The 21,478-nt window shown below is 73.1% G+C and carries 19 protein-coding genes and 2 pseudogenes; 10 read left to right on the top strand and 11 right to left on the bottom strand.

Annotation, left to right across the window (positions count from 1 at the left end):
* On the bottom strand, positions 1-6,196 hold a 6,196-nt coding region (locus ACFE7W_RS20620; protein WP_375426705.1), incomplete at its 3' end, for a beta strand repeat-containing protein.
* A gap of 289 nt (positions 6,197-6,485) precedes the next feature.
* Between ACFE7W_RS20620 and ACFE7W_RS20615 the strand changes: the two genes are divergently transcribed.
* Entirely contained in the window at positions 6,486-7,829 is a 1,344-nt protein-coding gene (locus ACFE7W_RS20615) for a cytidylyltransferase domain-containing protein (RefSeq protein ID WP_375426704.1), read from the top strand.
* A gap of 85 nt (positions 7,830-7,914) precedes the next feature.
* On the opposite strand, the pseudogene ACFE7W_RS20610 reads toward ACFE7W_RS20615, so the two are convergent.
* From ACFE7W_RS20610 to meaB, 5 genes and pseudogenes are all read right to left on the bottom strand, one after another.
* A pseudogene (locus tag ACFE7W_RS20610) lies at positions 7,915-8,907 on the bottom strand (DUF6716 putative glycosyltransferase); the annotation flags it as partial.
* Between the two features lie 33 nt (positions 8,908-8,940).
* Positions 8,941-9,444, bottom strand: a complete 504-nt coding sequence (locus ACFE7W_RS20605) for a MarR family winged helix-turn-helix transcriptional regulator (RefSeq protein ID WP_375426703.1) — start codon at positions 9,442-9,444, stop codon at positions 8,941-8,943.
* Positions 9,441-9,980, bottom strand: a complete 540-nt coding sequence (locus tag ACFE7W_RS20600) for a PH domain-containing protein (protein WP_375426702.1) — start codon at positions 9,978-9,980, stop codon at positions 9,441-9,443. The genes ACFE7W_RS20605 and ACFE7W_RS20600 overlap by 4 nt, the downstream gene beginning before the upstream one ends.
* Before the next feature lie 2 nt (positions 9,981-9,982).
* Positions 9,983-10,147 carry a hypothetical protein gene (locus ACFE7W_RS20595; RefSeq protein WP_375426701.1) on the bottom strand — a complete coding sequence of 55 codons (165 nt, stop codon included), beginning with the start codon at positions 10,145-10,147 and terminating at the stop codon, positions 9,983-9,985.
* A gap of 222 nt (positions 10,148-10,369) precedes the next feature.
* Positions 10,370-11,287: a methylmalonyl Co-A mutase-associated GTPase MeaB gene (meaB, locus tag ACFE7W_RS20590; RefSeq protein WP_375426706.1), complete on the bottom strand. Its 918-nt coding sequence runs from the start codon at positions 11,285-11,287 to the stop codon at positions 10,370-10,372.
* Positions 11,288-11,399: 112 nt separating this feature from the next.
* Between meaB and ACFE7W_RS20585 the strand changes: the two genes are divergently transcribed.
* Genes ACFE7W_RS20585 through ACFE7W_RS20575 form a run of 3 tightly spaced genes read left to right on the top strand, consistent with a single transcriptional unit; the run spans position 11,400 to position 14,497 of the window.
* On the top strand, positions 11,400-11,891 hold the full coding sequence (locus ACFE7W_RS20585; RefSeq protein WP_375426700.1) for a VOC family protein: 492 nt from the start codon (positions 11,400-11,402) through the stop codon (positions 11,889-11,891).
* Positions 11,878-13,317 carry a hypothetical protein gene (locus ACFE7W_RS20580; RefSeq protein WP_375426699.1) on the top strand — a complete coding sequence of 480 codons (1,440 nt, stop codon included), beginning with the start codon at positions 11,878-11,880 and terminating at the stop codon, positions 13,315-13,317. The genes ACFE7W_RS20585 and ACFE7W_RS20580 overlap by 14 nt, the downstream gene beginning before the upstream one ends.
* Positions 13,318-13,336: 19 nt before the next feature.
* Positions 13,337-14,497: a hypothetical protein gene (locus tag ACFE7W_RS20575; protein ID WP_375426698.1), complete on the top strand. Its 1,161-nt coding sequence runs from the start codon at positions 13,337-13,339 to the stop codon at positions 14,495-14,497.
* A 27-nt stretch (positions 14,498-14,524) separates the two neighbouring features.
* On the opposite strand, the gene nucS is transcribed toward ACFE7W_RS20575, so the two are convergent.
* Positions 14,525-15,229, bottom strand: a complete 705-nt coding sequence (gene nucS / locus ACFE7W_RS20570; RefSeq protein ID WP_375426697.1) for an endonuclease NucS — start codon at positions 15,227-15,229, stop codon at positions 14,525-14,527.
* 60 nt (positions 15,230-15,289) lie between these two features.
* Between nucS and ACFE7W_RS20565 the strand changes: the two genes are divergently transcribed.
* The 4 genes from ACFE7W_RS20565 to ACFE7W_RS20550 all read left to right on the top strand — a co-directional run bounded on the left by ACFE7W_RS20565 (position 15,290) and on the right by ACFE7W_RS20550 (position 18,008).
* A complete protein-coding gene (locus tag ACFE7W_RS20565; protein WP_375426696.1) occupies positions 15,290-16,501 on the top strand; it encodes a 3-hydroxyacyl-CoA dehydrogenase NAD-binding domain-containing protein in 1,212 nt (403 codons plus the stop codon).
* 13 nt (positions 16,502-16,514) lie between these two features.
* A complete protein-coding gene (locus ACFE7W_RS20560; RefSeq protein WP_375426695.1) occupies positions 16,515-16,799 on the top strand; it encodes a hypothetical protein in 285 nt (94 codons plus the stop codon).
* Positions 16,796-17,593, top strand: a complete 798-nt coding sequence (locus ACFE7W_RS20555; protein ID WP_375426694.1) for an alpha/beta fold hydrolase — start codon at positions 16,796-16,798, stop codon at positions 17,591-17,593. Before ACFE7W_RS20560 ends, ACFE7W_RS20555 begins: the two co-directional genes overlap by 4 nt.
* A 190-nt stretch (positions 17,594-17,783) precedes the next feature.
* On the top strand, positions 17,784-18,008 hold the full coding sequence (locus ACFE7W_RS20550) for a hypothetical protein (RefSeq protein WP_375426693.1): 225 nt from the start codon (positions 17,784-17,786) through the stop codon (positions 18,006-18,008).
* 6 nt (positions 18,009-18,014) lie between these two features.
* Here the strand turns inward: ACFE7W_RS20550 and ACFE7W_RS20545 are convergent, their stop codons facing one another.
* A complete protein-coding gene (locus ACFE7W_RS20545) occupies positions 18,015-18,704 on the bottom strand; it encodes a peptidylprolyl isomerase (protein WP_375426692.1) in 690 nt (229 codons plus the stop codon).
* Positions 18,705-18,770: 66 nt separating this feature from the next.
* Here ACFE7W_RS20545 and ACFE7W_RS20540 point away from each other — a divergent pair, with 66 nt between their 5' ends.
* A complete protein-coding gene (locus tag ACFE7W_RS20540; protein ID WP_375426691.1) occupies positions 18,771-19,451 on the top strand; it encodes a cob(I)yrinic acid a,c-diamide adenosyltransferase in 681 nt (226 codons plus the stop codon).
* A 67-nt stretch (positions 19,452-19,518) separates the two neighbouring features.
* Positions 19,519-20,295, top strand: a complete 777-nt coding sequence (locus tag ACFE7W_RS20535) for a sensor domain-containing protein (RefSeq protein WP_375426690.1) — start codon at positions 19,519-19,521, stop codon at positions 20,293-20,295.
* A gap of 19 nt (positions 20,296-20,314) precedes the next feature.
* Here ACFE7W_RS20535 and ACFE7W_RS20530 read toward each other — a convergent pair whose 3' ends face one another.
* The 3 genes and pseudogenes from ACFE7W_RS20530 to ACFE7W_RS20520 all read right to left on the bottom strand — a co-directional run.
* Positions 20,315-20,770: a DUF2550 domain-containing protein gene (locus ACFE7W_RS20530; RefSeq protein WP_375426689.1), complete on the bottom strand. Its 456-nt coding sequence runs from the start codon at positions 20,768-20,770 to the stop codon at positions 20,315-20,317.
* Positions 20,771-20,834: 64 nt separating this feature from the next.
* Positions 20,835-21,236 (bottom strand): F0F1 ATP synthase subunit epsilon, encoded by a 402-nt coding sequence (locus ACFE7W_RS20525; protein WP_375426688.1) that lies wholly within the window; start codon positions 21,234-21,236, stop codon positions 20,835-20,837.
* Between the two features lie 4 nt (positions 21,237-21,240).
* Positions 21,241-21,478 (bottom strand): annotated as a pseudogene (locus tag ACFE7W_RS20520) (F0F1 ATP synthase subunit beta); the annotation flags it as partial.

Genomic DNA, 21,478 nt, shown 5'->3' with positions numbered 1-21,478 from the left:
TGACGTCGGTCGGCGTCCCCGCGGTCTTGGTCAGGCTCAGCGTGGCCAGGGTCGTGGTCGGGGTGGCCGTCGAGGAGGCGTTGGAGGTGATCGTGGCGCCGGCCGGGTTGCGCCCGGTGGCCGTCGCGGTGTTGGCGACGGTGCCGGCGTCCACGTCGGCCTGGGTGATCGTGTAGGCCGCGGTCGTGGTGCAGGCGGTGCTGGCCCCCGGCGCCAGGGACGTCGCGGAGCAGGTGGTCGCGCCCACCTTCGCGTCCACGATCGCCACGTTGGTGATCGTCTGGGCTCCGGTGTTGGTGACCGCGAACGAGTAGCCGATCCGGTCCCCGGTGTCGACGCGGCCGTTGCTGTTGCTGTCGACGGGGGTGCCGGCGGTCTTGGTCAGGCTCAGCGTCGAGGTGGTCGAGGTCGGCGTGGACGTCGCGGCCGCGTTCGAGGTGACGGTCCCGTTCGCCGGGTTCCTCGACGTCGCGGTCGCGGTGTTGGTCACCGCGCCGGCGTCCACGTCGGCCTGGGTCACGGTGTAGGCCGCCGCGGTCGTACAGGTGGTGCTCGCCCCCGGGGCCAACGTGGTCGCGGCACAGCTGGGCGCGCCGGCCCCCCCTCCTGACAACTTCGCGTCGACGATCGCCACCGTGGTCAGCGTCTGGTCGCCGGTGTTGGTCACCCCGAACGCGTACGAGATCTTGTCCCCGGCGTCGACCCGGCCGTTGCTGTTGGCGTCCACCGGGGTGCCGGCGGTCTTGGTCAGGGCGAGCGCGGCCAGGGTCGAGGTCGGCGTCGCCGTGCTCGCGGCGTTCGAGGTGACGAGGCCGTTCGAGGGGTTGCGGCCGGTCGCGGTGGCGGTGTTGGCGACGGTACCCGCGTTCACGTCGGCCTGGGTGATCACGTACGGGGCCGTCGTGGCGCAGGTGGTCGAGGCGCCCGGGGCCAGCGTGGTGGCCGGGCAGCTGGTGGCCCCCACCTTCGCGTCCGAGATCGCGAGCGTCGACACCGTCAGCGACCCGGTGTTGGTGACGAGGAACGAGTAGCTGATCCGGTCCCCGACGTCGACCCGGCCGTCGGCGTTGACGTCGGTGGGCGTGCTGGCCGACTTGGTCAGGCTGAGGGTGGCTGCGGAGGAGGTCTGGACCGCGGTGGAGGACGCGTTCGAGGTGACGGTGGTGCCGCCGGGGTTCTTCGAGGTCGCCGTCGCGGTGTTGCTCACCGCCCCCGCGTCCACGTCGGCCTGGGTGATCACGTAGCCGCTGGTCGTGGAACACGTGGTCGAGGCCCCCGGCGCCAGGGTGGTGGCCGGGCAGCTCGTGGCCACGCCCCCTCCCGAGAGCTTGGCGTCCACGACGGCGACGGTGGTGAGGGTGACGACGCCGGTGTTGGTGACGGCGAACGTGTAGGCGACCCGGTCCCCGGCGTCCACCCGGCCGTTGCTGTTGGCGTCGGTCGGCGTGCCGGCGCTCTTGGTCAGGCTGAGCGTGGCCACGGTGGAGGTCGGCGTGGCGGTCGAGGATGCGTTCGTGGTGACGGTGGTACCGGCCGGGTTGCGGGTGGTCGCGGTCGCGGTGTTGGTGACGGAGCCGCTGTTCACGTCGGCCTGGGTGATCGTGTAGGCCGCCGTCGTGGTGCACGTGGTGCTGGCCCCCGGCGCCAGGGTCGTGGCGGGGCAGGTCGTGGCGCCGACCTTGGCGTCCACGATCGCCAGCGTGGTCAGCGTCTGGGCGCCCGTGTTGGTGACGAGGAACGAGTAGGCGATGCGATCGCCGGCGTCGACCCGGCCGTTGGCGTTGACGTCGGTCGGGGTCCCTGCCGACTTGGCCAGGGTCGCGGTCGCGGCGCTCGAGGTCGTCGTGGTCGTGCTGGCGGGGCTCGAGGTGACGGCGACGGAGTTCGGGTCCCGGCTGGTGACCGTGGCGGTGTTCACCACGTTGCCGGCGTCGACGTCGGCCTGGGTGATCGTGTACGGCGCGGCCGGGGTGCAGGTGGTGGTGGCACCCGGGGCGAGAGTGGTCGCCGTGCACGTGATGGCCCCGGTCAGCTTCGAGTCGGTCACCGCGACCGAGCGCAGCGTCACCGAGCCGGTGTTGGTGACCAGGAAGCTGTACGGGATCCGGTCGCCGGCGTCGACGCGGCCGTTGGCGTTCACGTCGGTCGGCGTGCCCGCGGTCTTGGCCAGCGTGATCGTCGCGACATTGCTGGTCTGCAGGGCGGTCGAGTCGGAGTTGGAGGTGACGACCGTGTTCGCCGGGTTACGGCCGGTGACCGTTGCTGTGTTGGTGACGGTGCCCGCGTCCACGTCGGCCTGGGTGATCGTGTAGGTCGCGGTGCAGGTCGTGCTCGCCCCCTGCCCCAGCGTGGTGGCCGCGCAGGTGGCGGTGGTCTTGCTGTCCGCCACGGCGAGGCCGGTGATGGTCACCGTGCCGGTGTTGGTGACCGTGAACGTGTACGGCACCCGGTCGCCGGCGTCGGTCCGTCCGTTGGTGTTGACGTCGGTCGGCGTGCCCGCCGACTTGTTCAGCTGCAGGGTCGACACCGTGGTGGTGGGCGTGGACGTCGAGGCGGCGTTGGAGGTCGCGGCCTGGTTGGCCGGGCCGGTTCCCGTGGCCGAAGCGGTGTTGGCCACCGCTCCGGCGTTCACGTCGGCCTGCGTGATCGTGTAGGCGGCGGCCACGGCACAGGTGGCGGCCTGACCCGGAGCCAGGGTGGTCCGGTTGCAGGTGACCGCGCCGACCTTGGCGTCGACGACGGCGGCACCGGTCACCGTGACGGCTCCGGTGTTGGTGATCGTGAAGGAGTAGGCGATCCGGTCCCCCACGTCGACGCGGCTGTTGCCGTTGACGTCGGTCGGTGTGCCGGCGGTCTTGGTCAGGCTCAGCGTGATGATGGCGTTGGTGGAGGTCGCGGTCGAGGAGGCGTTCGACGTCACCGTCGTGCCGCCGGGGTTCTGGCCGGTGGCGGTCGCGGTGTTGGTGACCGCACCGGCGTCCACGTCGGCCTGGGTGATCGGGTAGGCCGCGGTCGTCGTGCACGTGGTCGAGGCGCCAGGGGCCAGCGTGGTCGACGGGCAGCTCGTCGCGCCCACCTTGGCGTCGGTGATGGCCACGCCGCTGAGGGTCACCGCGCCGGTGTTGGTGACCAGGAAGCTGTAGGGGATCCGGTCCCCGGCGTCCACCCGGCCGTTGCCGTTGACGTCGGTCGAGGCGCCCGCCGACTTGGCCAGGGTCAGCGTGGCCACCGTCGAGGTGGTGGTGGAGGTGGTCGAGGTGTTGGAGGTCACCGTGGTGCCGGCACCGTTACGGCCGGTCGCGGTGGCGCTGTTGGCGACGTTCCCGGCGTTCACGTCAGCCTGGGTGATCGTGTAGGCGGTGGTGGTGGTGCAGGTGGTGCTCGCCCCCGGGGCCAGCGTGGTGGCCGGGCAGGTGGTGGCTCCCACCTTGGCGTCGACGATGGCCACGGTGCTGATCGTGCTGGTGCCGGTGTTGGTGACCGCGAAGGAGTAGCCGATCCGGTCCCCGGCGTCGACCCGACCGTTGGTGTTGGCGTCGGTCGGGGTACCCGCGGTCTTGGTCAGGGACAGCGACGAGGACGGGTTCGCCGTCACCGTCACGCCGTCGGTGTTGGAGGTCGCGGCCCCGACGATCGAGCTGCCGGTGGCCCGGGCGGTGTTGCGGAACGACGTGCCGTCCACGTCGGCCTGGGTGGTGGTGTAGGTCGCGGTGCAGGTGACCGAGGCGCCCGGGGCCAGCGAGGCCGCCCCGGCGGGACAGGTCGGCGCGGGGGCGGTCCCGGTGCCGGTGAACCCGGTCTCGGTGACGGCCACGCCGGTCACGGTCGCCGTGCCGGTGTTGGTGATCAGGTAGCTGTAGGTCACCGTCTGGCCCGCCGCGGTCACCGAGGCGCGGCTGGCCGTCTTGGCCAGGGTGAGGGTCGAGGTCAGCGGGGTGTCGGTGAAGGTACAGACCACGTTGCGCGGGTTCGCGCCCCCGGTGGGGACGGTCACGGTGTAGCCGCCGCCGGAGGCCGTGGTGGTGAGGACCTGGTTGCTGTTGGCGGTGTCGACGCAGGAGAGCGTCGTCGCGTACTGGCTGAGGCTCGTGCCGCCGGAGGCGGTCTGGGTCACGGTGTAGGTGCGCCCGCTGACCGTCGGGATCGGGCCGGCCACCTCGGCCGCGCTGTTCTGGACCCCGGTGTCGGTGCCGGTGGTGGTGCCGGAGTTGCCGGTCGAGACGCCGTTGCCGGTGATGGCCAGGGCGAACTGGTCGGTCGCGTTCACCCGGCCGGTCACGTTGGCCTGCAGCGAGAGCACCGGGTTGTAGTCGCAGTCGGCGGCGTCGACGGTGTTGGCCGTCCCCGCACCGGTGAGTGTGGCCGCGCTACCGATCGCGGTACCGGAGTTCGGGTCGAACTTGTAGAGCACCCCCGGCGCGGTGGTGTTGGTGGTCAGGTAGAGGTAGCCGTCCTCGTCGAAGGTCATGCCGTTGAAGGACGAGCCGGTGGCGATGTTGGCGACGACCGACACCGTCAGCGCCGCCGAGCCGGCCGTGGCCGGCACCGTCTGGTTGAGCAGCCCCAGCGGGGTCGTGCCGGTCGTGGTGCCCGATGCCAGCGCGTAGAGCCGGCCCTGGCTGTCGAAGGCGATGTCGCCGTTGCCGCCGGTGGTGCTGAAGCCGGTGACGTTCCCGACGCGGCCGATGGCGGTGTTGGTGTTGGTGTTGAACGCGTAGAGGTCGAAAGCGCCCGAGCCGGTCGAGTAGTAGATGTAGTAGATGCCCGTCGCCGGGTTCAGGGCACCGCCGACGGCTCCGGTTCCGGTGACCGTGGAGTTGCCGAGGGAGTAGGCGGTGGTGACGCCGGTGAGGAAGTTGTACCGGTACACCAGGATCGGTGACCCGCTGGTGAAGCCCTGCTGCACGGTGAAGGCCGCGGTGCCGTCGTTCGTGACCGCCAGGCCGTTGTAGCCGGTGGCCGGGGCGGTGCTCGCGGCGAAGGTGCCGGCCAGCACCCGCGCGGCGGTCGTGGTGTTGACCGTGAAGACCTCGCCGGTGGCGCCGAGGGTGAAGACGGTCCCGTTGACGCAGGACAGGGGCTGGGCGCTGTACTGCAGCACGACCAGACCGTCGCCACCGTTGGCGGTGGCGTCGCTGGCGGTGACCCCGCCGCCCGCCGCGACCGTCCCGGTGTACTGGGCCTGAGCGGTCTGAGGAGCGGCGCCCCCGGTGCCGGGCGTACCGAACGCCGCGTTGCCGCCGGCCGTGGTGGCACCGCCACTCACCCCACCGACGTAGCTGGAGCCGCCGCCACCGGAGCCGTTCTGGATGACGGCGCCGGTGTTCCCGTTCTGGCACTTGCCGCCGCCGCCGCCGTAGTAGCCGCCACCGCCGGCGCCACCGCCCTCGCTCGGGTTGACCGCGACGGCCGGGGTGTCGCCGCCGTTGCCGCCGGCCAGCGCCGCTCCGGCCGTCGTGGAGCCGCTCGTGCAGACGCTCGTTCCCGTGGCGGCCGCGCCACCCGCGGTCGCGGTGCCGCCGCGGCCGGACTGGGTGGGCTGGGCGTCCTGACCCCCGGTCGTCCCGCCGCCACCGCCGGCGTAGGGCTGCGCCCCGGCCGGGGAGTCGGCACCGGGTGAGGCGCCGCCGCCGCCGCCCGCCACCAACGCGGCGTTGGCCTGGCTGATGGTGGTGGAGGTGAAGACACCCGAGTAGCCGCCGCCGCCGGAGCCACGCCCGTACTGGCTGGTGTTCGCGCTCGAGCCTCCCGCGCCGCCGCCGCCGTAGGCCGCGGTCCCGCCGGCCGTGCCGACCTTGCCACCGCCGCCGACGACGACGCCCAGGCTGGCACCGGGGGTGACCGCGAGCGTGCCGGTCGCGTAGCCGCCCGCCCCGCCGCCGGACTCACCGTTGAAGTACGCGGTGTTGGCCCCGCCGCCGCCCGCGCCCCAGGCCTTGATCGACACCGAGGTGATGCCGGCCGGGACGACGAAGGACTGGGCGGCGCCGCTGGAGGTGAAGGTGACGCAGTTGTTGAAGCCGGCGTCCGGGGTGCAGGTGGACTGGGCCGCCAGAGCCGGCGTCGGCACCGCTACGGGGATCCCGACGGCCAGCGCGGCCGACAGCAGAGTGAGGACCACGACCGAGGCGGTCGGTCGTCGGATCCGCTCCGTCAGGCCGAGCGGCGTGCCACGCCGCACGGTCGTGCGCACCATGTCGCTCTCCAGCGGGCCACCACGAGACGCCCGCTGACAGGGCCGCGTGTCGTTCGGAAGGTGATTTCCCTGGCCCATTCTTCGGAGCAGGAAAGTGGACCCCCCGGGCCCTGTGAATGCGTTGTACTGGGGCCGACTGTAGGCAGGGAAACGAACCAGAATCAAGTTTTTGTCCCGTCGGACCGCAACGGATTCATAACGCCCCGAAACCGCAGCGAATCCCCCCGCCGCCCCGCGCCGACACCTGCTGTTCACGACGGTGTCAGCCGGCCCGCCTACCGTCGGGGCCGTGACAGCTGCGTCCTCAGACCGCCGCCCGGCCCGTGCGCTCGCGGTGATCCCCGCCCGCGGAGGCTCCAAGGGAGTGCCGGGCAAGAACCTTCGGACGGTTGGCGGCGTGCCCCTGGTGGTCCGGGCCGTCCGGGCCTGCCGGGCCGCACGCTCGGTCGAGGAGGTGGTCGTCTCCACCGACGACGACGCCATCGCGGCCGCGGCGGCCGGAGCCGGGGCCTGGGTGGTCCGCCGACCGGCCGCCCTCGCCGGCGACACCGCCACCTCGGAGTCGGCGCTGGTGCACGCCCTCGACAGCCTGGACGCCGACCCGCAGGTGCTGCTGTTCGTCCAGTGCACGAGCCCGTTCGTGAGCCCCGTCGACCTGGACGCCGCCGTCGAGCTGGTCGCCGGCGGCGGCGCCGACTCGGCCTTTGCGGCCGTGCCGACCTATGAGTTCCTCTGGCGCGTGCCCGCGGGTTCAGGGCCCGGGGGTTCAGGGCCCGGGGGTTCAGGGCCCGGGGGTTCAAGGCCCGGGGGTTCAAGGCCCGGGGGTTCAGACATGGCGAAGCAGGCGGTCGGGGTCAACCACGACGCCGCCTACCGTCCGCGCCGGCAGGACCGGGAGCCCGACTACCGGGAGACGGGTGCCTTCTACGCGATGGACACCGCCGGGTTCCGCCGGGCGGGGATGCGCTTCTTCGGCCGGACGGCGGTCGTCGAGGTGGCCGAGCACACCGCGCTGGAGATCGACACGGCTCTCGAGCTGGCCATGGCCGACGCCCTGGCGCCGCTGGTCGACGGGCTGATCGGCGGCGGGCCCGACCTGCTCGAGGCTGATCTCGACGTCGACGCTGTGGTCACGGACTTCGACGGTGTGCACACCGACGACGCGGCGTACGTGGGGGCCGACGGCAGCGAGCTGGTCCGGGTCAGCCGGGCGGACGGGCTGGGCCTGGCGCGCCTGCGGGAGGCGGGCTACCGGCTGCTCATCCTGTCCAAGGAGCGGCACCCGGTGGTGGGCGCCCGTGCGGCCAAGCTGGGCGTCGAGGTGCGCCAGGGCGTCGACGACAAGGCCACGGCGCTGACCCGCTGGCTGGCCGAGCACGAGCTGGACCCGGCCCGCGTGGTCTACCTCGGCAACGACGTCAACGACCTCGCCCCGATGGCGGTGGTCGGCTGGCCGGCGGCGGTGTCGGACGCCCGGCCGGAGGTGCGGGCGGCGGCACGGCTGGTGCTGCGCGAGCGCGGCGGCCAGGGAGCCGTCCGCGAGCTCTGTGACCGAGTGCTCGGAGCGGGGCGGACGCGCGAGCCAGGACGCGCCGCTGACCAACGGACACCGACAGCCGCAGGTACTGCCTGACCACGGCCGCGGGACCGGCCCGGGGCGACGCCGGCGGCCGAGGTAGCCGACCGGCGGTCCGCAGCTCGACCAGCCCGTTCAGCCGGACCAGCCAGTCGGACTCCTCCTCGGGGTGGAAGTAGTTGTCGCCGAGCCAGCCCGGGTCCGGCCGACGCAGTCCCTCGCGGGCCAGGCTCGCCATGCTGCCGGTGCAACCCGAGCCGGCGAAGACCAGGTTGACGAGCTCGGCGGAGACGCCGAAGTCGTCGAGGACCAGCAGGGGCAGCCCCAGGGCGATCGCCTCCAGGGCGGCCGTCGACGAGACGGTGACGAGCCCACGCCCGTGGGCCAGCGCGTCGCGCATCGCCCCGGTGGAGAAGGTCACCGACTCCGGCGCCACCTCCCCGCGCGCCACCAGACCGGCCCAGAGCACGTCGTAGGGGTGGGTCTCGTGGTGGGTCTGCTGCTCACCCGCGCCGGCTCGCAGCTTGACCAGTGCGGGCGATGCCGCGGCCAGCGCGCGCAGGACCGCCTCCCGGTCGGCCCGCTCGAGCGGCACCTGGGCCTGGGCGGCGAAGACCAGCGGCGCCATCGTGCCCGTCCCCACCGCTGCGGGATCGGGTGCGAGGGCCAGGGCGGGCGGATCCGGCAGAAAGGGCAGCCGCGCCAGCCCGATCGCCGGTCCGGGACTCGCGGCCACCAGGCCCGCGAACGCCGCGCGCTCCCGTCGGCTGTGCACCACGAGCAGGTCGCAGGCCCGCCGCAGCTCCAGGGCGCGCGCTGAGGCCGGGTAGCTGATCCCCGGCAGCCCGGTCAGCAGCACGGGCCGGTCGGGCCCCCGCAGCGGCGGCAGCGCGGTGAGGGTCGCCAGCACGGGTCCGGTACAGGCCAGCAGCAGGACGTCGGGACGTTCGCGGGCCACCAGCCGCGCCAGCCCGGCGACGCCGAGCACGGCAGCCTCGCCGGCGCCGGCGGCCACGACCTGGCCCCGGGAGGGCATCACGGCGTTACGGAGGACGATCTGCCGCCGGGTCCAGCCGGCGGGCAGCCCGGCCAGGGTGGCCACGCTCCACTTGAGGTAGGAGTCCGTGTCGGCCACCGCGAGCACCCGGACCTGCGGTCTGGCCACGCCCTAGAAGTCGCCGGCGGCGGTGCGGGGGGTGGTGAGCAGGTCCGTCAGCTCGTCGCACTGCTCCTCGCTCAGCGCCCCCAGCGCGAAGCGCGCACCGACGATCAGCTCGGTGGCCTGCTCCATCACCGCCCGTCCCTGCGGGGTGATCGAGGCCAGCACGGCCCGCCCGTCTTCGGGGTGCGGCGTCCGCCGCAGCAGCTCCGCCGCCTCCAGCCGCTTGACCAGGGGCGTGACCGAGGTGGCGTGCACCTGCAGCCGCTCGCCGATCCGGCCCAGCGGCAAGGACCCCCGGCGCGAGAACGAGAGCAGCACCAGGACCTCGTAGCGGGCGAAGGTCAGCCCGAGCGGCCGCAGCAGCTCGTCCAACTCGGTCAGCACCAGCTGGTGCACCCGCATCAGCGAGGTGACGGCGCGCATCCGGGGCGTCTCGCCCCACCGCTCGGCCCACAGCCGGGACGCCTCGGCCACCGGGTCGAAGGCGAGCGGGCGCCGGGGCGCGCTCACGTGCCGTCGTCCGCGAGCTGGGGCGCGGTCGCCCGCAGCCCGGCGCGCTGCATCGTCTCCTGCAGCGTGCGGTCCCGGGCGTCGATGTCCCGTACGAACCGGACCTCGCTCAGACCCTGGACCTGGGCGGCGGACTCGAACACGAAGTGACCGTAGTTGAAGATCCGGCCGACGAACGGCTTCTTGACCGTGATGTCGAGCAGCCGTCCGAGGGGCACGCTGGCCCGCTGCACCGACAGGGTGCCGTGCACCCGGAAGACGCGCTGGTTGGTGATGACGAAACGGTCGCGGTACTCGTCGGCGATCGAGTAGAGGGCCTGCAGCGCGACGGCCGAGGACACCAGCAGCAGGACCCAGAACAGCGGCGGCTCCGACGCCCACGAGCTCACCAGCACCGGCACGGCCACCGCCAGCCGCAGCCAGGCGGCGATGCTCGCCATCCAGTGCTTGTAGACCTCCTGGACGATGTACTCGTCCTCGCTCAACAGCAGGTACCGCTCGACGTGCGGGTCGAGCCAGTCGACCAGCCCGGGCACGCTCAGGCGGCTAGCGAGGTGAAGAAGGTGACGACGGCCTGGAACACGCGCTCGAGCGCTCCGGCGACCGTCCGTACGGCCTGAGCTGCCCCCTCGGGCTGCTGGATCAGGTAGAACAGGCAGAAGCCCACGACCAGGATGAAGATGACCTTCTTGGTCCACTTCACGTCGGACGTCCCCCCTCTGCGTTGTTGTCGGGCTGCATGGTTGTCGGGCTGCACGGTCGTCAGGCTGGTGTTCGCGTCGGCTCTCGGTCCGGGTGGCACGGTCGGTCGGCACACTCATCAGTCGGCACACTCAATCGGTGGGACCTGGCTCACCGACCGTGCTCTGTCTACCCCAGCGCGCGCCCGTCGGCCACCTGCCACGCCGCAGCGACCGCACCCGGGTCAGGCCAGCAGCTCCGCGACCAGGGCCGCGGCCGCGGCGTACGGGTCGGTCCGGCCGTCACGGACGGCCTCGGCGAGCTGGTCCAGAGAGTGACCGGCCGTCGTCTGCAGCCGGTCCTGCAGCAGGGCGAGCGCCAGACCCTCGACCTCACGTCGGGCCCGCTCCCCGCGTCGGCGCCCCGCCTCCCCGCTCGCCACGGCTCCGGCCCGGAAGCGGTCGAGGGCCGCGACCAGCTCGGCCACTCCGGTCCCCTCACTCGCCACGGTGGTCAGCACCGGCGGATGCCAGACCCCCTCGGGACGGGGGGTCAGGGCCAGGGCGTTCCGCAGCTCGCGGACCACGGCCCGGGTGCCGTCGCGGTCGGCCTTGTTGACCACCAGCACGTCCGCCACCTCGAGGATGCCGGCCTTCGCCGCCTGCACGCCGTCGCCCATCCCGGGCGCCAGCAGCACCACCGTCACGTCGGCCAGGGCGGCCACGTCGACCTCGGACTGGCCCACCCCGACCGTCTCGACGACGACGGTGGTGCAGCCGGCGGCGGCCAGCACCCGCAGGGCCTGGGCGGCCGCCACCGCGAGCCCGCCCAGGTGACCGCGGGTGGCCATGGAACGGATGTGCACCTCGGGGTCGAGCGCGTGCTGCTGCATCCGGACGCGGTCACCCAGCACGGCGCCCCCGCTGAACGGCGAGGTCGGGTCGACGGCCAGCACGCCGACGCGCTGGCCCTGAGCCCGGAGCACCGCGACCAGGGCGGCCGCGGTCGTCGACTTGCCCACTCCGGGCGGGCCGGTCAACCCGACCACGTAGGCCTCGCCCGGCAGCCGGGACAGGGCGGCCGTGATCTCCGGCAGCGCCGGCGAGGCGTTCTCGATCAGGGTCACCAGTCGGCCGACGGAGCGGGGCCGACCCTGCCGCACCCCGGCGAGCAGGGCCGTCAGCGCGTCGTTCAGCGGGGTGCCCTTCCACTTCCGGCCATCGATGTTCCTTCCGCCGCCTTCGCCAGGCGGCCCAGTCTGGCACCCTGGGGCCATGGATGCCGTGGCTGCAGGGCTCTCCGAGGACGGTCTGCTCCGGGCCATCGACCACGTCGGGGTGGCGGTGGCCGACCTCGACGCGGCGATCGCCTTCCACACCGAGGTGCTCGGGCTGGTGCTCGTCCACCGCGAGGAGAACCTGGACGCCGACGTGGCCGAGGCCATGCTCGCCGTACCAGGGGCCGAGGGCGGCACGCAGGTCCAGCTGCTGGCGGCGCTCACCCCGGAGTCCCCCATCGCGCGCTTTCTGGCGCGCTCCGGTCCGGGTCTGCAGCAGCTCGCGTACGAGGTCTCCGACGTCGTGCTGGCGAGCGCTCGGCTGCGGGAACGGGGCTTGCGACTGCTCTATGATGTCCCGAGGCCGGGGACCCGACAGTCCCTGGTGAACTTCGTCCACCCGCACGACGCCGGCGGGGTGCTGGTCGAGCTGGTGGAACCCGCTCCCGGACCTCATCGCCAAGGAGAGGAATCTCGTGAGCTCAGCTGAGGACAACGGCCTGGGTCTGTTCGACGACACCGCCAGCGCGGCCGGCAGCTTTCCGACCGCGCTGCGAGGCTACGAGCGGTCCGCGGTGGATGAGTACGTGCGCACGATCGAGGGCGCCCTGGTGGCCACCCGTCGACAGGCCGCCGAGCTGCACCAACGCGTCGGGTCCCTCGGCGAGCAGCTCGAGCGGGCCGGCAAGGTCGACCCGGCGGACATCGACTACGCCAACCTGGGTGGCCGCGCGAGCGAGATCCTGCGGCTGGCTCAGGAGCAGGCCCGCGACCTGACGGAGCGGGCCAACGCCGACGCCGAGCGGGTCAAGGAGCTGGCCCGCCGCGAGGCCGACGGCATCCGCGGCCGCGCCGCCCGCGACGGTGACGGTCTGAAGGCCTCTGGGGTCGCGGAGGTCGACCAGCTGCGGGCGCGGCTGCAGGACCAGTTGCAGGCCCAGTCCGAGCAGGCCAAGGCCGAGGCCGCCGCCCTGGTCGACGCGGCCCACCGGCAGGCCGACGCGCTGCGCCGCGAGAGCGAGCACGAGGCCCAGGCCGTCCGTCAGACCGCCTACCTGGACACCGAGAGCCTGCGCCGCACCGTCGAGCACGAGGTGGCCCAGACCCGCGAGCAGATCGCCGGAGACCGTGAGCAGGCCCTCGTGGAGCTGCGGCAGGTCCACGAGGAGGCGGTCGGCCAGACCGCCGCCGTGCTGCACGAGGCGACCGAGCACCACGCCGAAGCCGCCGCCCGGCTGGAGGCCGACCTGGCCGAGGCCGCGCGGATCCGGGCCGAGGCACTGGCCGAGGCGGAGGCGACCCGCGCCCAGGCCGCCCAGGACGCCCAGACGCGGGTCCGTGCCGCGGAGCAGGACGCCCTCGACCTCCGCCAGCGCACCCAGAAGGAGTTCTCCTGGCGCAAGCAGCAGCTGCGCCGCGAGACCGAGCTGCTCGGCCAGCGCAAGCAGGCCGTCCTCAGCCAGCTGGCCAGCCTGTCCGCCCTGGCCGAGCAGACGGCTTCCTCGTTCCCCGAGCTCGAGGACTACGACGAGGGCGACAGCGACGACACTGGCGCCGGGGACCGTGGTGCCGGGGACCGTACGGAGGAGACGTCGGACCAGGCCGGGCCCGAGACCGAGACCGAGACCGGGACCGACAGCATGGCCGAGCCGGAGCTGGACGGCGAGGCCACGATCATGGTCGCGGCCGCCGACCTCCCCCCGGCACCGCTGGACCAGCCGGAGGTCGAGGCAACCGATCCCGACGCGACGGTGGTCAACAAGCCTGTGGTCAACGAGCCGACGGTCGACGAGCCTGAGGACGAGGTCGACGAGCCGGCGGTCGACGGCGACGCCACCATCCTGGTCTCCACGGCTGACCTGCCCCCGGCAGGTACCGAACACCTCTCGCGGCCCGCCGCCGACCACAAGCGCTGACCCCCAGGAGCAAGAAATCGTGAGCACCCCTGCCTCCGGCGCGCCCGAGAACGCCGGCGGCGCGGCCGACTACGGCTTTCCCGTCGTCCGACGCGGCTACGACCGCGCGGCCGTCGACGAGTTCGCCCGCAGCGCCCACCGCGAGATCACCGAGCTGCGGCACTCCTACGAGACGCTGGCGACCCACTACGCCCAGCTCCAGCAGGGCTCCCCGGCCGCCGCTTCCGGTCCGGCCGAGCCGCCCACCGCCGACTACTCCGGGCTGGGTGGCCGGGCGCAGGAGATCCTTCGGATCGCCGAGGAGCAGGCGCGCGACCTCACGTCGCGGGCCACCGCCGACGTCGATCGGCTGGCCGAGCAGACCGAGCAGCAGGTGCAGCGCCGACGTGACTCCGTGGCGACCGAGCTGGACGAGCTGCGATCGGCCGAGCTGGCCCGGCTGGCGGCGTTGAAGGACCACACGGCGCGCGAGACCGACGCCCTGCTGGGCGGTGCCCGGACCGAGGCCGAGCAGCTCCGGGCCGCGGCCCGCCTCCAGGCTGCGGCGATCCGGGCCGAGGCGGAGAACAACGCCCACACGGCTGTGGAGTCCGCCGGACTGCAGGCCAGCACGGTGCTCGCCGAGGCCGAGCACGCGGCCCTGAACCTCCGTCAGCAGACGGCGGCCGAACGCGAGCAGCTGCTGGCCGGTCTCGCCACCGAGGCGGCGGAGCTCCGTGGCCGGATCGAGCAGACCCTGGCGGACTCGAGCCGGATGCACGCCGAGTCCGCCGCGCACCTGAGCGCCCAGTCCGAGGAGGCCGGACGGCTGCGGGCGGCGTCGCTGGACGAGGCGGAGCGGCTGCGCAGCGAGGCCGGAGTCGAGGCCGCGCAGCTGGTGGCCCGGGCGCGCCAGCAGGCGGCCACCCTGGAGGAGCGCTCCCGGCAGGAGTTCGCCTGGCGTCGCCGTCAGCTGCGCCAGGAGCAGGAGCTGCTGACCCGGCGCAAGCAGGCGATGCTCAGCCAGCTCGCCTCGCTGAGCGCGCTGGCGGTCGAGACCGCCGAGAGCATGCCCGAGGTCCCCGAGCTCGACCTGGACGAGGGCAACCAGCCCGTGGCCACCGTCCCGGACGTCGACGACACCTCGACGACCTCCGAGAGCACCGAAGAAGCCGAGGCGGCGACGGCCCGGGCGTCCTGAGCAGCGGCCCGGAAAACCAGCGAGGGGTCAGAAGAGGCGCGTCGTCGGGTCGTCCATCCCGCGCAGCAGGTCGTAGTCGACGGTGACGCAGGTGATCCCCCGGTCCAGCGCCAGCACGCGGGCCTGCGGCTTGATCTGCTGGGCGGCGAACACGCCGTGGACGCCCCCGAGCAGCGGGTCGCGCCGCATCAGCTCGAGGTAGCGGGTGAGCTGTTCGACCCCGTCGATCTCGCCCCGGCGCTTGATCTCGACGGCCACGTAGGCTCCGGACCCGTCCCGGCAGAGCAGGTCGACGGGTCCGATCGGCGTCATGTGCTCGCGTCGGACCAGCGACCAGCCGGCGCCGAACGTCTCCGGGTGCGCGGCCAGCAGGGCCTGCAGGTGCGCCTCGACGCCGTCCTTCTGCAGCCCCGGGTCGACCCCGAGCTCGTGGGAGGAGTCGTGCAGCACCTCGGCGATCGAGATCTGCAGAGTGTCGCCGTCGCGTCCGCGGACCTCCCAGCGCGCGGCCAGCGGCTCGAGGCCGACGGCCGCATCCCCGGCGGCCGGCGTGACCACCTCGACCAGCGTGCAGGGCGGGCTCATCCAGTTCAGGGGCTTGTACGCCCGGTCGTCGGCGTGCACCGAGACCGACCCGTCCGCCTTGACCAGGATCAGCCGCAGCGCCATCGGCAGGTGGGCCGTCAGCTTTCCGGCGTAGTCGACCTGACAACGAGCCACCACCAGACGCACCCGGTCAACCTACCGGCCGCGGCACCCGGACGCGTCAGTGCCGCATGGCAGACTTCCGCTGTGGCCGACAGCACCGAGGGAGCAGGCCGGGCCGGAGTGGTCGGGCTCGGCACGATGGGGGCCGGGATCGCCGAGGTGCTGGCCCGCGGCGGCTGGTCGGTCACCGGGGTCGAGGAGCAGCCGGAGGCCCTCGCCCGGGCCGAGGGGCGGATCCAGACCTCCACCGCCTACGCGGAGTCGCGGGGCAAGCTGGCCGAGGGCGAGGGTGCCGTGGTCCGGCAGCGGATCTCCTACCGGACCGGCATCGACGCCCTGGCCGGCTGCGAGCTGGTCGTCGAGGCGGTCCCTGAGCTGCCCGAGCTGAAGCGCAGCGTCTTCGCCCGGCTGGACGCCGTGCTCGGCCCGGACGCGGTGCTGGCGACCAACACCTCGTCGCTGTCCGTGACGGCGCTGGCGGCCTCGACCTCGGATCCGAGCCGCGTCGTCGGCGTGCACTTCTTCAACCCCGCACCGGTCCAGCCGCTGGTGGAGGTCATCTCCACCGTGCTCACCTCGACCGGCACCCTCGAGCGGGTCCGGGAGATCCTGGCCGGGCTGGGCAAGACGACCATCGCCTGCGCCGACCGGGCCGGCTTCGTGGTCAACGGGCTGCTGATCGGCTACCTGAACGCGGCCGCCACCTGGTACGAGCGCGGCTACGGCACCCGGGCGGAGATCGATGCCGCCCTGGTCGGTGCGGGGATGCCGATGGGCCCGCTGGCCCTGCTCGACCTGGTCGGGCTGGACGTGACCGTCAACGTGCTGCAGCGGATGTACGGGCAGTTCGGCGAGCGGCGCTTCCTGCCCGCCCCGCTGCTCAGCTCGCTGGTCGAGGCCGGGCTGCTCGGCCGCAAGACCGGCCGCGGCTTCTACACCTACGACGGGTCGACCACGACGGACGCGCCCGGGGTGGTCCCGCCGCCCGCCGCGTCGCGGGCCGCCGAGCTGCCGGAGGCCCTGCTGGTGCCCTACCTGAACGACGCTCTGACCATGGTCGGGGTTCGTTACGCCAGCCCGGCGACGGTTGACACGGGGATGTCGCTGGGCTGCCGGATGCCGCGGCCGTTCGACCAGCTGGCGGCGCTCGGACCGGTCCGGGCGCTCGCCGTGCAGCAGCAGGTCTTCGCGGAGACGGCCGAGCCGGGCTACCGACCGGCCCGGCTGCTCGAGCAGCTCGCGGCCGCCGCCGACCCCGACCTGGCGCTGCACGCCCTGCGCGCGGCTCATCTCTGACGGCCGGACGCTGATGCCCCGCCCCCCCGGCCGTCGGCCGAGCAAGCACTCCCGGCCGGCCCGGCCGCTCGGCTCCGGGCACGCGTCCGCCACCACCAAGCGGGACGGCCGCTGGGTCGTCCGCAGCGTCCCGGGAGCCTCAGCAGTGAAGTCCTACCGGTGCCCCGGCTGCGACCAGGTGGTTCCGGCCGGCACTCCGCACGTCGTGGTCTGGCCGGCCGAGCCGTCCTGGAGCTCGGCTTCCGGGCTCGCGGAGCGTCGGCACTGGCACACCGCCTGCTGGCAGCGACGGCCGTGACCGCCGGCCTCTTCGCCACCCGTCTCGGCGAGAGCGGTCCGCGGCTCGTGTTGCTGCACGGCCTGTTCGGGCAGGGGAAGAACTTCACCACGGTCGCGCGGGAGCTGGCCCTCGGTGCGCGGGTCACGCTGCTGGACCTGCCCGACCACGGCCGATCCCCCTGGTCGACCTCCTTCTCCTACCCCGAGATGGCCGGAACGGTGGCGCGGCACCTCCGGGCCGAGGGTGGTGGCGAACCGTACGCGGTGGTCGGGCACTCGATGGGCGGTAAGGTGGCGATGGCGTTGGCCCTGCTGCACCGCGACCTGGTGGCCCGGCTCGGCGTGGTCGACGTCTCGCCGGTCGCGACCACCGGGATGAGCAGCTTCGGCACCTACGTCGCCGGGATGCGCGCGGTCGACTTGAGCACCCTGCGCGACCGGGCCGCCGCCGACGCGACCCTGCAGGCCTACGCGCCGGACCCCGTCATCCGTGGCTTCCTGCTGCAGAACCTGCGCCGCGACGGCGACCAGTGGCGCTGGCAGATGAACCTGCGCCTGCTGGGTGACGAGCTGGCGGACGTGGCCGACTGGCCCGACCTCGCCGCCTCACCGTTCGAGGCGGCGCCCTACCCGGGTCCGGTGCTCTGGCTGGCCGGCGGCCGTTCGGACTACGTCCGGCCCGAGTACGCCCCGGCCATGCGCGCGCTCTTCCCGCGGGTGCAGGCGGTGACCGTCAAGGGAGCCGGACACTGGGTGCACGCCGACCAGCCCGCGGTCTTCACCGGCGTGCTGCGCCGCTTCCTCGCACCCTGAACCGGGCCCCCGCGCTGCCCGGGCTCGGCGTGCATCCACCGGCCAGGGCCGTGCCGAAGAGGTGCGGTGCGCCGCCGCGGACCGACAGTCGCGGACTAGAGTCGCCACCTGGCCGCGGCAGGACCGCCCGGCGCGCCGGGCACCTGCACCGCCGGGAGCCCGCACCACTGAGTGATCTGAGGAGTCGACCATGGCCCTGGTGCCGTACGCCGTGGGTTGGCTGGTCGGCTGGGCACCGTTGCTGCTGCCGCTGGACGCGACCGCCTCGCCGCAGCCGGAGTACCCTCAGCAGAGCTCGGGGATCGCCTCGGACCTGGTCGGCGGCTTCTTCGCCGTCGGTCTGCTGATGCTGCTCTACTACCTGCTCAACCTGAAGCCGAAGCGCCACGAGCCCTACGAGGGCCCGAACGACTGAGCGACCTCAGCCCTTGGTGACCGTGCTGATCTCGCTCGGGTTGTTGGGCTTGCCGTCGCCGTCCCCGTTGCTGCCGTCCTCGCCCTCGCCGGCCAGCTGCGCCACGACGTCGCGGGACGCGGTGTCCATGTGCCCGAAGATCGTGTAGCTGGGCGTGGCGTCCAGAGCCGTCGAGTCCGACCAGACGAGGAAGAACTGCGACCCGTTCGTGTCGGGGCCCGCGTTGGCCATCGCGACCACGCCGGAGGTGTAGGACTCCTTGCCCGTCGTCTCGTTGGCGAAGGAGTAGCCCGGTCCGCCCGAGCCGGTGCCTGAGGGGTCGCCGCACTGCAACACGAAGATCCCGGAGTCGACCAGCCGGTGGCAGCGGGTGCCGTTGAAGTAGCCCTGGTCGGCCAGCGAGGCGAAGGAGTTCACCGTGCACGGTGCCTTGGCCCGGTCCATCGTGATCGTCACCTTGCCGCCGGTCAGGGCCAGCGTGTAGGCGACCGTGCCCGTCGCGGGGACACCGGTGGTGGGCGGCGCCTTGGCCGCCTTGGCCGCCTGGCCCGCCGCGGCGTAGGCACAGGTCACGGTGCCGCTGGCCGCGACAGGAGCGGGGGTCGTCGCAGGGACGGCCGCCTGGCCACAACCGCTCAGTCCGAGGAGGCAGGCGGCGGACAGCGCGAGGGTCGCGGCAGCGGGGGGTCGGAACACCCGGTCAGCCTGCCACAGCCTCATCGCGCGGGCCGGGAGCCGCGCAGCACTGCGTAGGCTGGGCCCATGGTCCGCCTCACCCGTATCTACACCCGGACCGGCGACGGCGGCTCGACCCGCCTGTCGGACATGTCCCTCGTCCGCAAGACCGATCCCCGCCTCGAGGCGTACGGGGACGTCGACGAAGCCAACTCCGCACTCGGCGTCGCTCTGGCGACCGAGCAGCTGCCTGAGGGGGTGGCGACCCTGCTGCGGACCCTGCAGAACGAGATGTTCGACCTCGGGGCCGACCTGTCCAACCCGCTGCGTCCCGACCCCACCTGGGAGCCGCTGCGGATCACCCAGGACTACATCGACCGGCTCGAGGACTGGTGCGACGAGTACTCCGACCCGTTGCCGGCCCTGACCTCCTTCATCCTGCCCGGCGGGTCGCTGGCCGCCGCGCACCTGCACGTGGCGCGTACGGTGGCCCGGCGGGCGGAGCGGGCAGCCTGGGCGGCCGTCGAGCTGTACGGCGTCGAGGCCGTGACGGAGGAGGCGGGCGCCGGCGGCATCAACGCCCTCGCCGTCACCTACCTCAACCGGCTCTCCGACCTGCTCTTCATCGTGATCCGGGTGGTGAACGGACGCGAGGGCGACGTGCTCTGGGTCCCCGGAGGTCAGCGCAACCAGGTGAGCCGCGCCGACTTCGAGTCCGGTCGCCGCCGCCGTCGGCGACCGCAGGCCGTCGAGGACGAGCAGGCCTGAGCCGCTCCCGGCCCGGGCCCGGGCCCGAACGGCCGCCGTCCTTCACCCGCACGGCTAGTCTGCCTGCATGGCGACGACAGAGGTCGAGAGCGGCTCGGACGTCCTCGCCTTCGCCCCGAGACCGGTCAACCGCCGGCTGCTCCTCGCGCTGGTCCTGCTGCTGGTCCTCGCCCTGCTCGCGGGGGCGGGGATCGTCGTCTGGCAACGGCTGCGACCGCCGCCGGACTTCACGCTGGTCCAGCTGCAGGGCGCCTACACCGGGATGGTCCGCTCCGACGGCACGAACGACGTCTCGACGATCGACCCGTCCAAGTTCACCGACCCGCCGCTGAGCTTCACCCCGCCGACCTGCGCGGCACTGTTCGACACCACCGTGTCCAACCAGTGGGCGGCGGGCGGCCTCGACGGGGTGTCGACCTACTGGCTCAACCAGGGCTCGGCGTCCATCTCGCTGTTCACCGTCCGCTACCCCGACGACGACGCGGCTGCCGCGGCGTACCAGCGGGTGGTCGACGCCCGGCCGGCCTGCGAGGGCCAGGGTTCCAGCATCACCTTCGTCGCCCCCGCGAGCCTGGACCGGCGACTTCCGGAGTCCGGCGGCACGCTGCACGACGTCCCCGTGGTCACGGGTAAGCGGACGCACGACCAGGTCGCCTACCGCCTGGAGCGCGCGGCCAGCCAGGGCCGGTACGTGGTGCACCTGCTCCGGCTCTCCAACACCGTCAGCTGGCAGTACCGCTACGACTCCGGCACGGGGGCCTACGACAACACCGCCGACCAGCAGCTGATGGACGGCCTCGCCACCCAGCTGCTCTCGGTCCAGGACGCCCCGAAGACCGGCTGAGCCTCAGCAGACCGGTCTCTCAGTGCAGGCGATTGAGCCCGGGCGGCGCGGCCTCGAGCCAGCTGAGCAGGCCGGTCATCGAACCGGCGCTCATGGCCAGGTCCCACTGCTCGTTGGCCTCGTCGGCGCCCACGACCTCAAAGCTCACGATCCGCTGCTCGGCGTACAGCGCCACCGCTTCCGACACCGTCGGGTCACGCGTCTCCAGCACCCGGACGGCCGAGCGGAGGAACTCCTTGCGCGGCCGCCAGGCGTAGGAGAAGAAGCGGAACCACTGCAGCATGCCGTCGTGGTAGCGCCCGACCCCGAGCACCCAGCCGGATCCCGGCGTGGCGCTGTTGAGCCGCAGGCTGCACTCGAAGGTGCCGCCCTGGCGAGCCAGCCAGCGACGACGACCGGCCAGGACGACGAGGCTGAGGCCGGCCAGCACGAGGAGCGCGCCGATCAGCTCCGCCACCTCTACCGCGCCGTGCATCATCGGTCCCCAACTACCTCACCAGTTCCGCGGCGACCGGGCGTCACGCCGCGTAGCAGTGACCCTACTGTGCTTTTTCCGCCGCACGAAGTTGAGCGGTGGCACGGTCGAACTGCTGCTTGTCGGCGTCGCTGAAGTCGCCGCTGTCGAGCTTCGCCTGGGCCTCGGAGAGCTGGTGCTCGGCGTCGCGGACGGTGACCTCGCTGGCCAGCCGGGCGTACTCGCTGAGGATCGAGACCCGGCCCTGGGCGACGGAGATGAACCCGCCGTCCACGGCCACGACCTCACGGGTGCCGCTGTCGCAGAAGATCACGACCGCGCTGGGCTCGAGCACCCCGAGCACCGGCGAGTGGCCGGGCAGGATGCCGATCTCGCCGTCCACCGTCTTGGCGATGATGTTGGTGGACTTCCCCGACCACACCACGCGGTCGGCCGAGACCACCTCGACCTGCATCGGCTCGGCCATCAGGTCACTGCTCCTTCTGCAGCTGGGCCCAGCGCTCTTCGACCATGTCCATGCCGCCCACGTTGAAGAAGGCCTGCTCGGCGATGTGGTCGACGTCGCCGCGGCAGATCATCTGGAACGCCTCGATGGTCTGGGTGAGAGGCACCGTCGAGCCCTCGATGTTGGTGAACTTCTCGGCCATGTAGGTGTTCTGGCTGAGGAACTGCTGGATCCGGCGGGCCCGGTTGACGACGATCTTGTCC

The sequence above is a fragment of the uncultured Friedmanniella sp. genome, assembly GCF_964244285.1.
GTDB lineage: Bacteria > Actinomycetota > Actinomycetes > Propionibacteriales > Propionibacteriaceae > Microlunatus.
Note: the sequence above shows the minus strand (reverse complement) of the source record. Positions and strands in the feature narration are given on the sequence as shown.

Excerpts from the sequence above, each read along its gene's own strand:
- ACFE7W_RS20585 (WP_375426700.1), top strand. The coding sequence starts at position 11,400 with ATGGATGCCGTGGCTGCAGGGCTCTCCGAGGACGGTCTGCTCCGGGCC.
- ACFE7W_RS20560 (WP_375426695.1), top strand. The coding sequence starts at position 16,515 with ATGCCCCGCCCCCCCGGCCGTCGGCCGAGCAAGCACTCCCGGCCGGCC.
- ACFE7W_RS20550 (WP_375426693.1), top strand. The coding sequence starts at position 17,784 with ATGGCCCTGGTGCCGTACGCCGTGGGTTGGCTGGTCGGCTGGGCACCG.
- ACFE7W_RS20540 (WP_375426691.1), top strand. The coding sequence starts at position 18,771 with ATGGTCCGCCTCACCCGTATCTACACCCGGACCGGCGACGGCGGCTCG.
- ACFE7W_RS20535 (WP_375426690.1), top strand. The coding sequence starts at position 19,519 with ATGGCGACGACAGAGGTCGAGAGCGGCTCGGACGTCCTCGCCTTCGCC.
- ACFE7W_RS20530 (WP_375426689.1), bottom strand. The coding sequence starts at position 20,770 with ATGCACGGCGCGGTAGAGGTGGCGGAGCTGATCGGCGCGCTCCTCGTG.
- ACFE7W_RS20525 (WP_375426688.1), bottom strand. The coding sequence starts at position 21,236 with ATGGCCGAGCCGATGCAGGTCGAGGTGGTCTCGGCCGACCGCGTGGTG.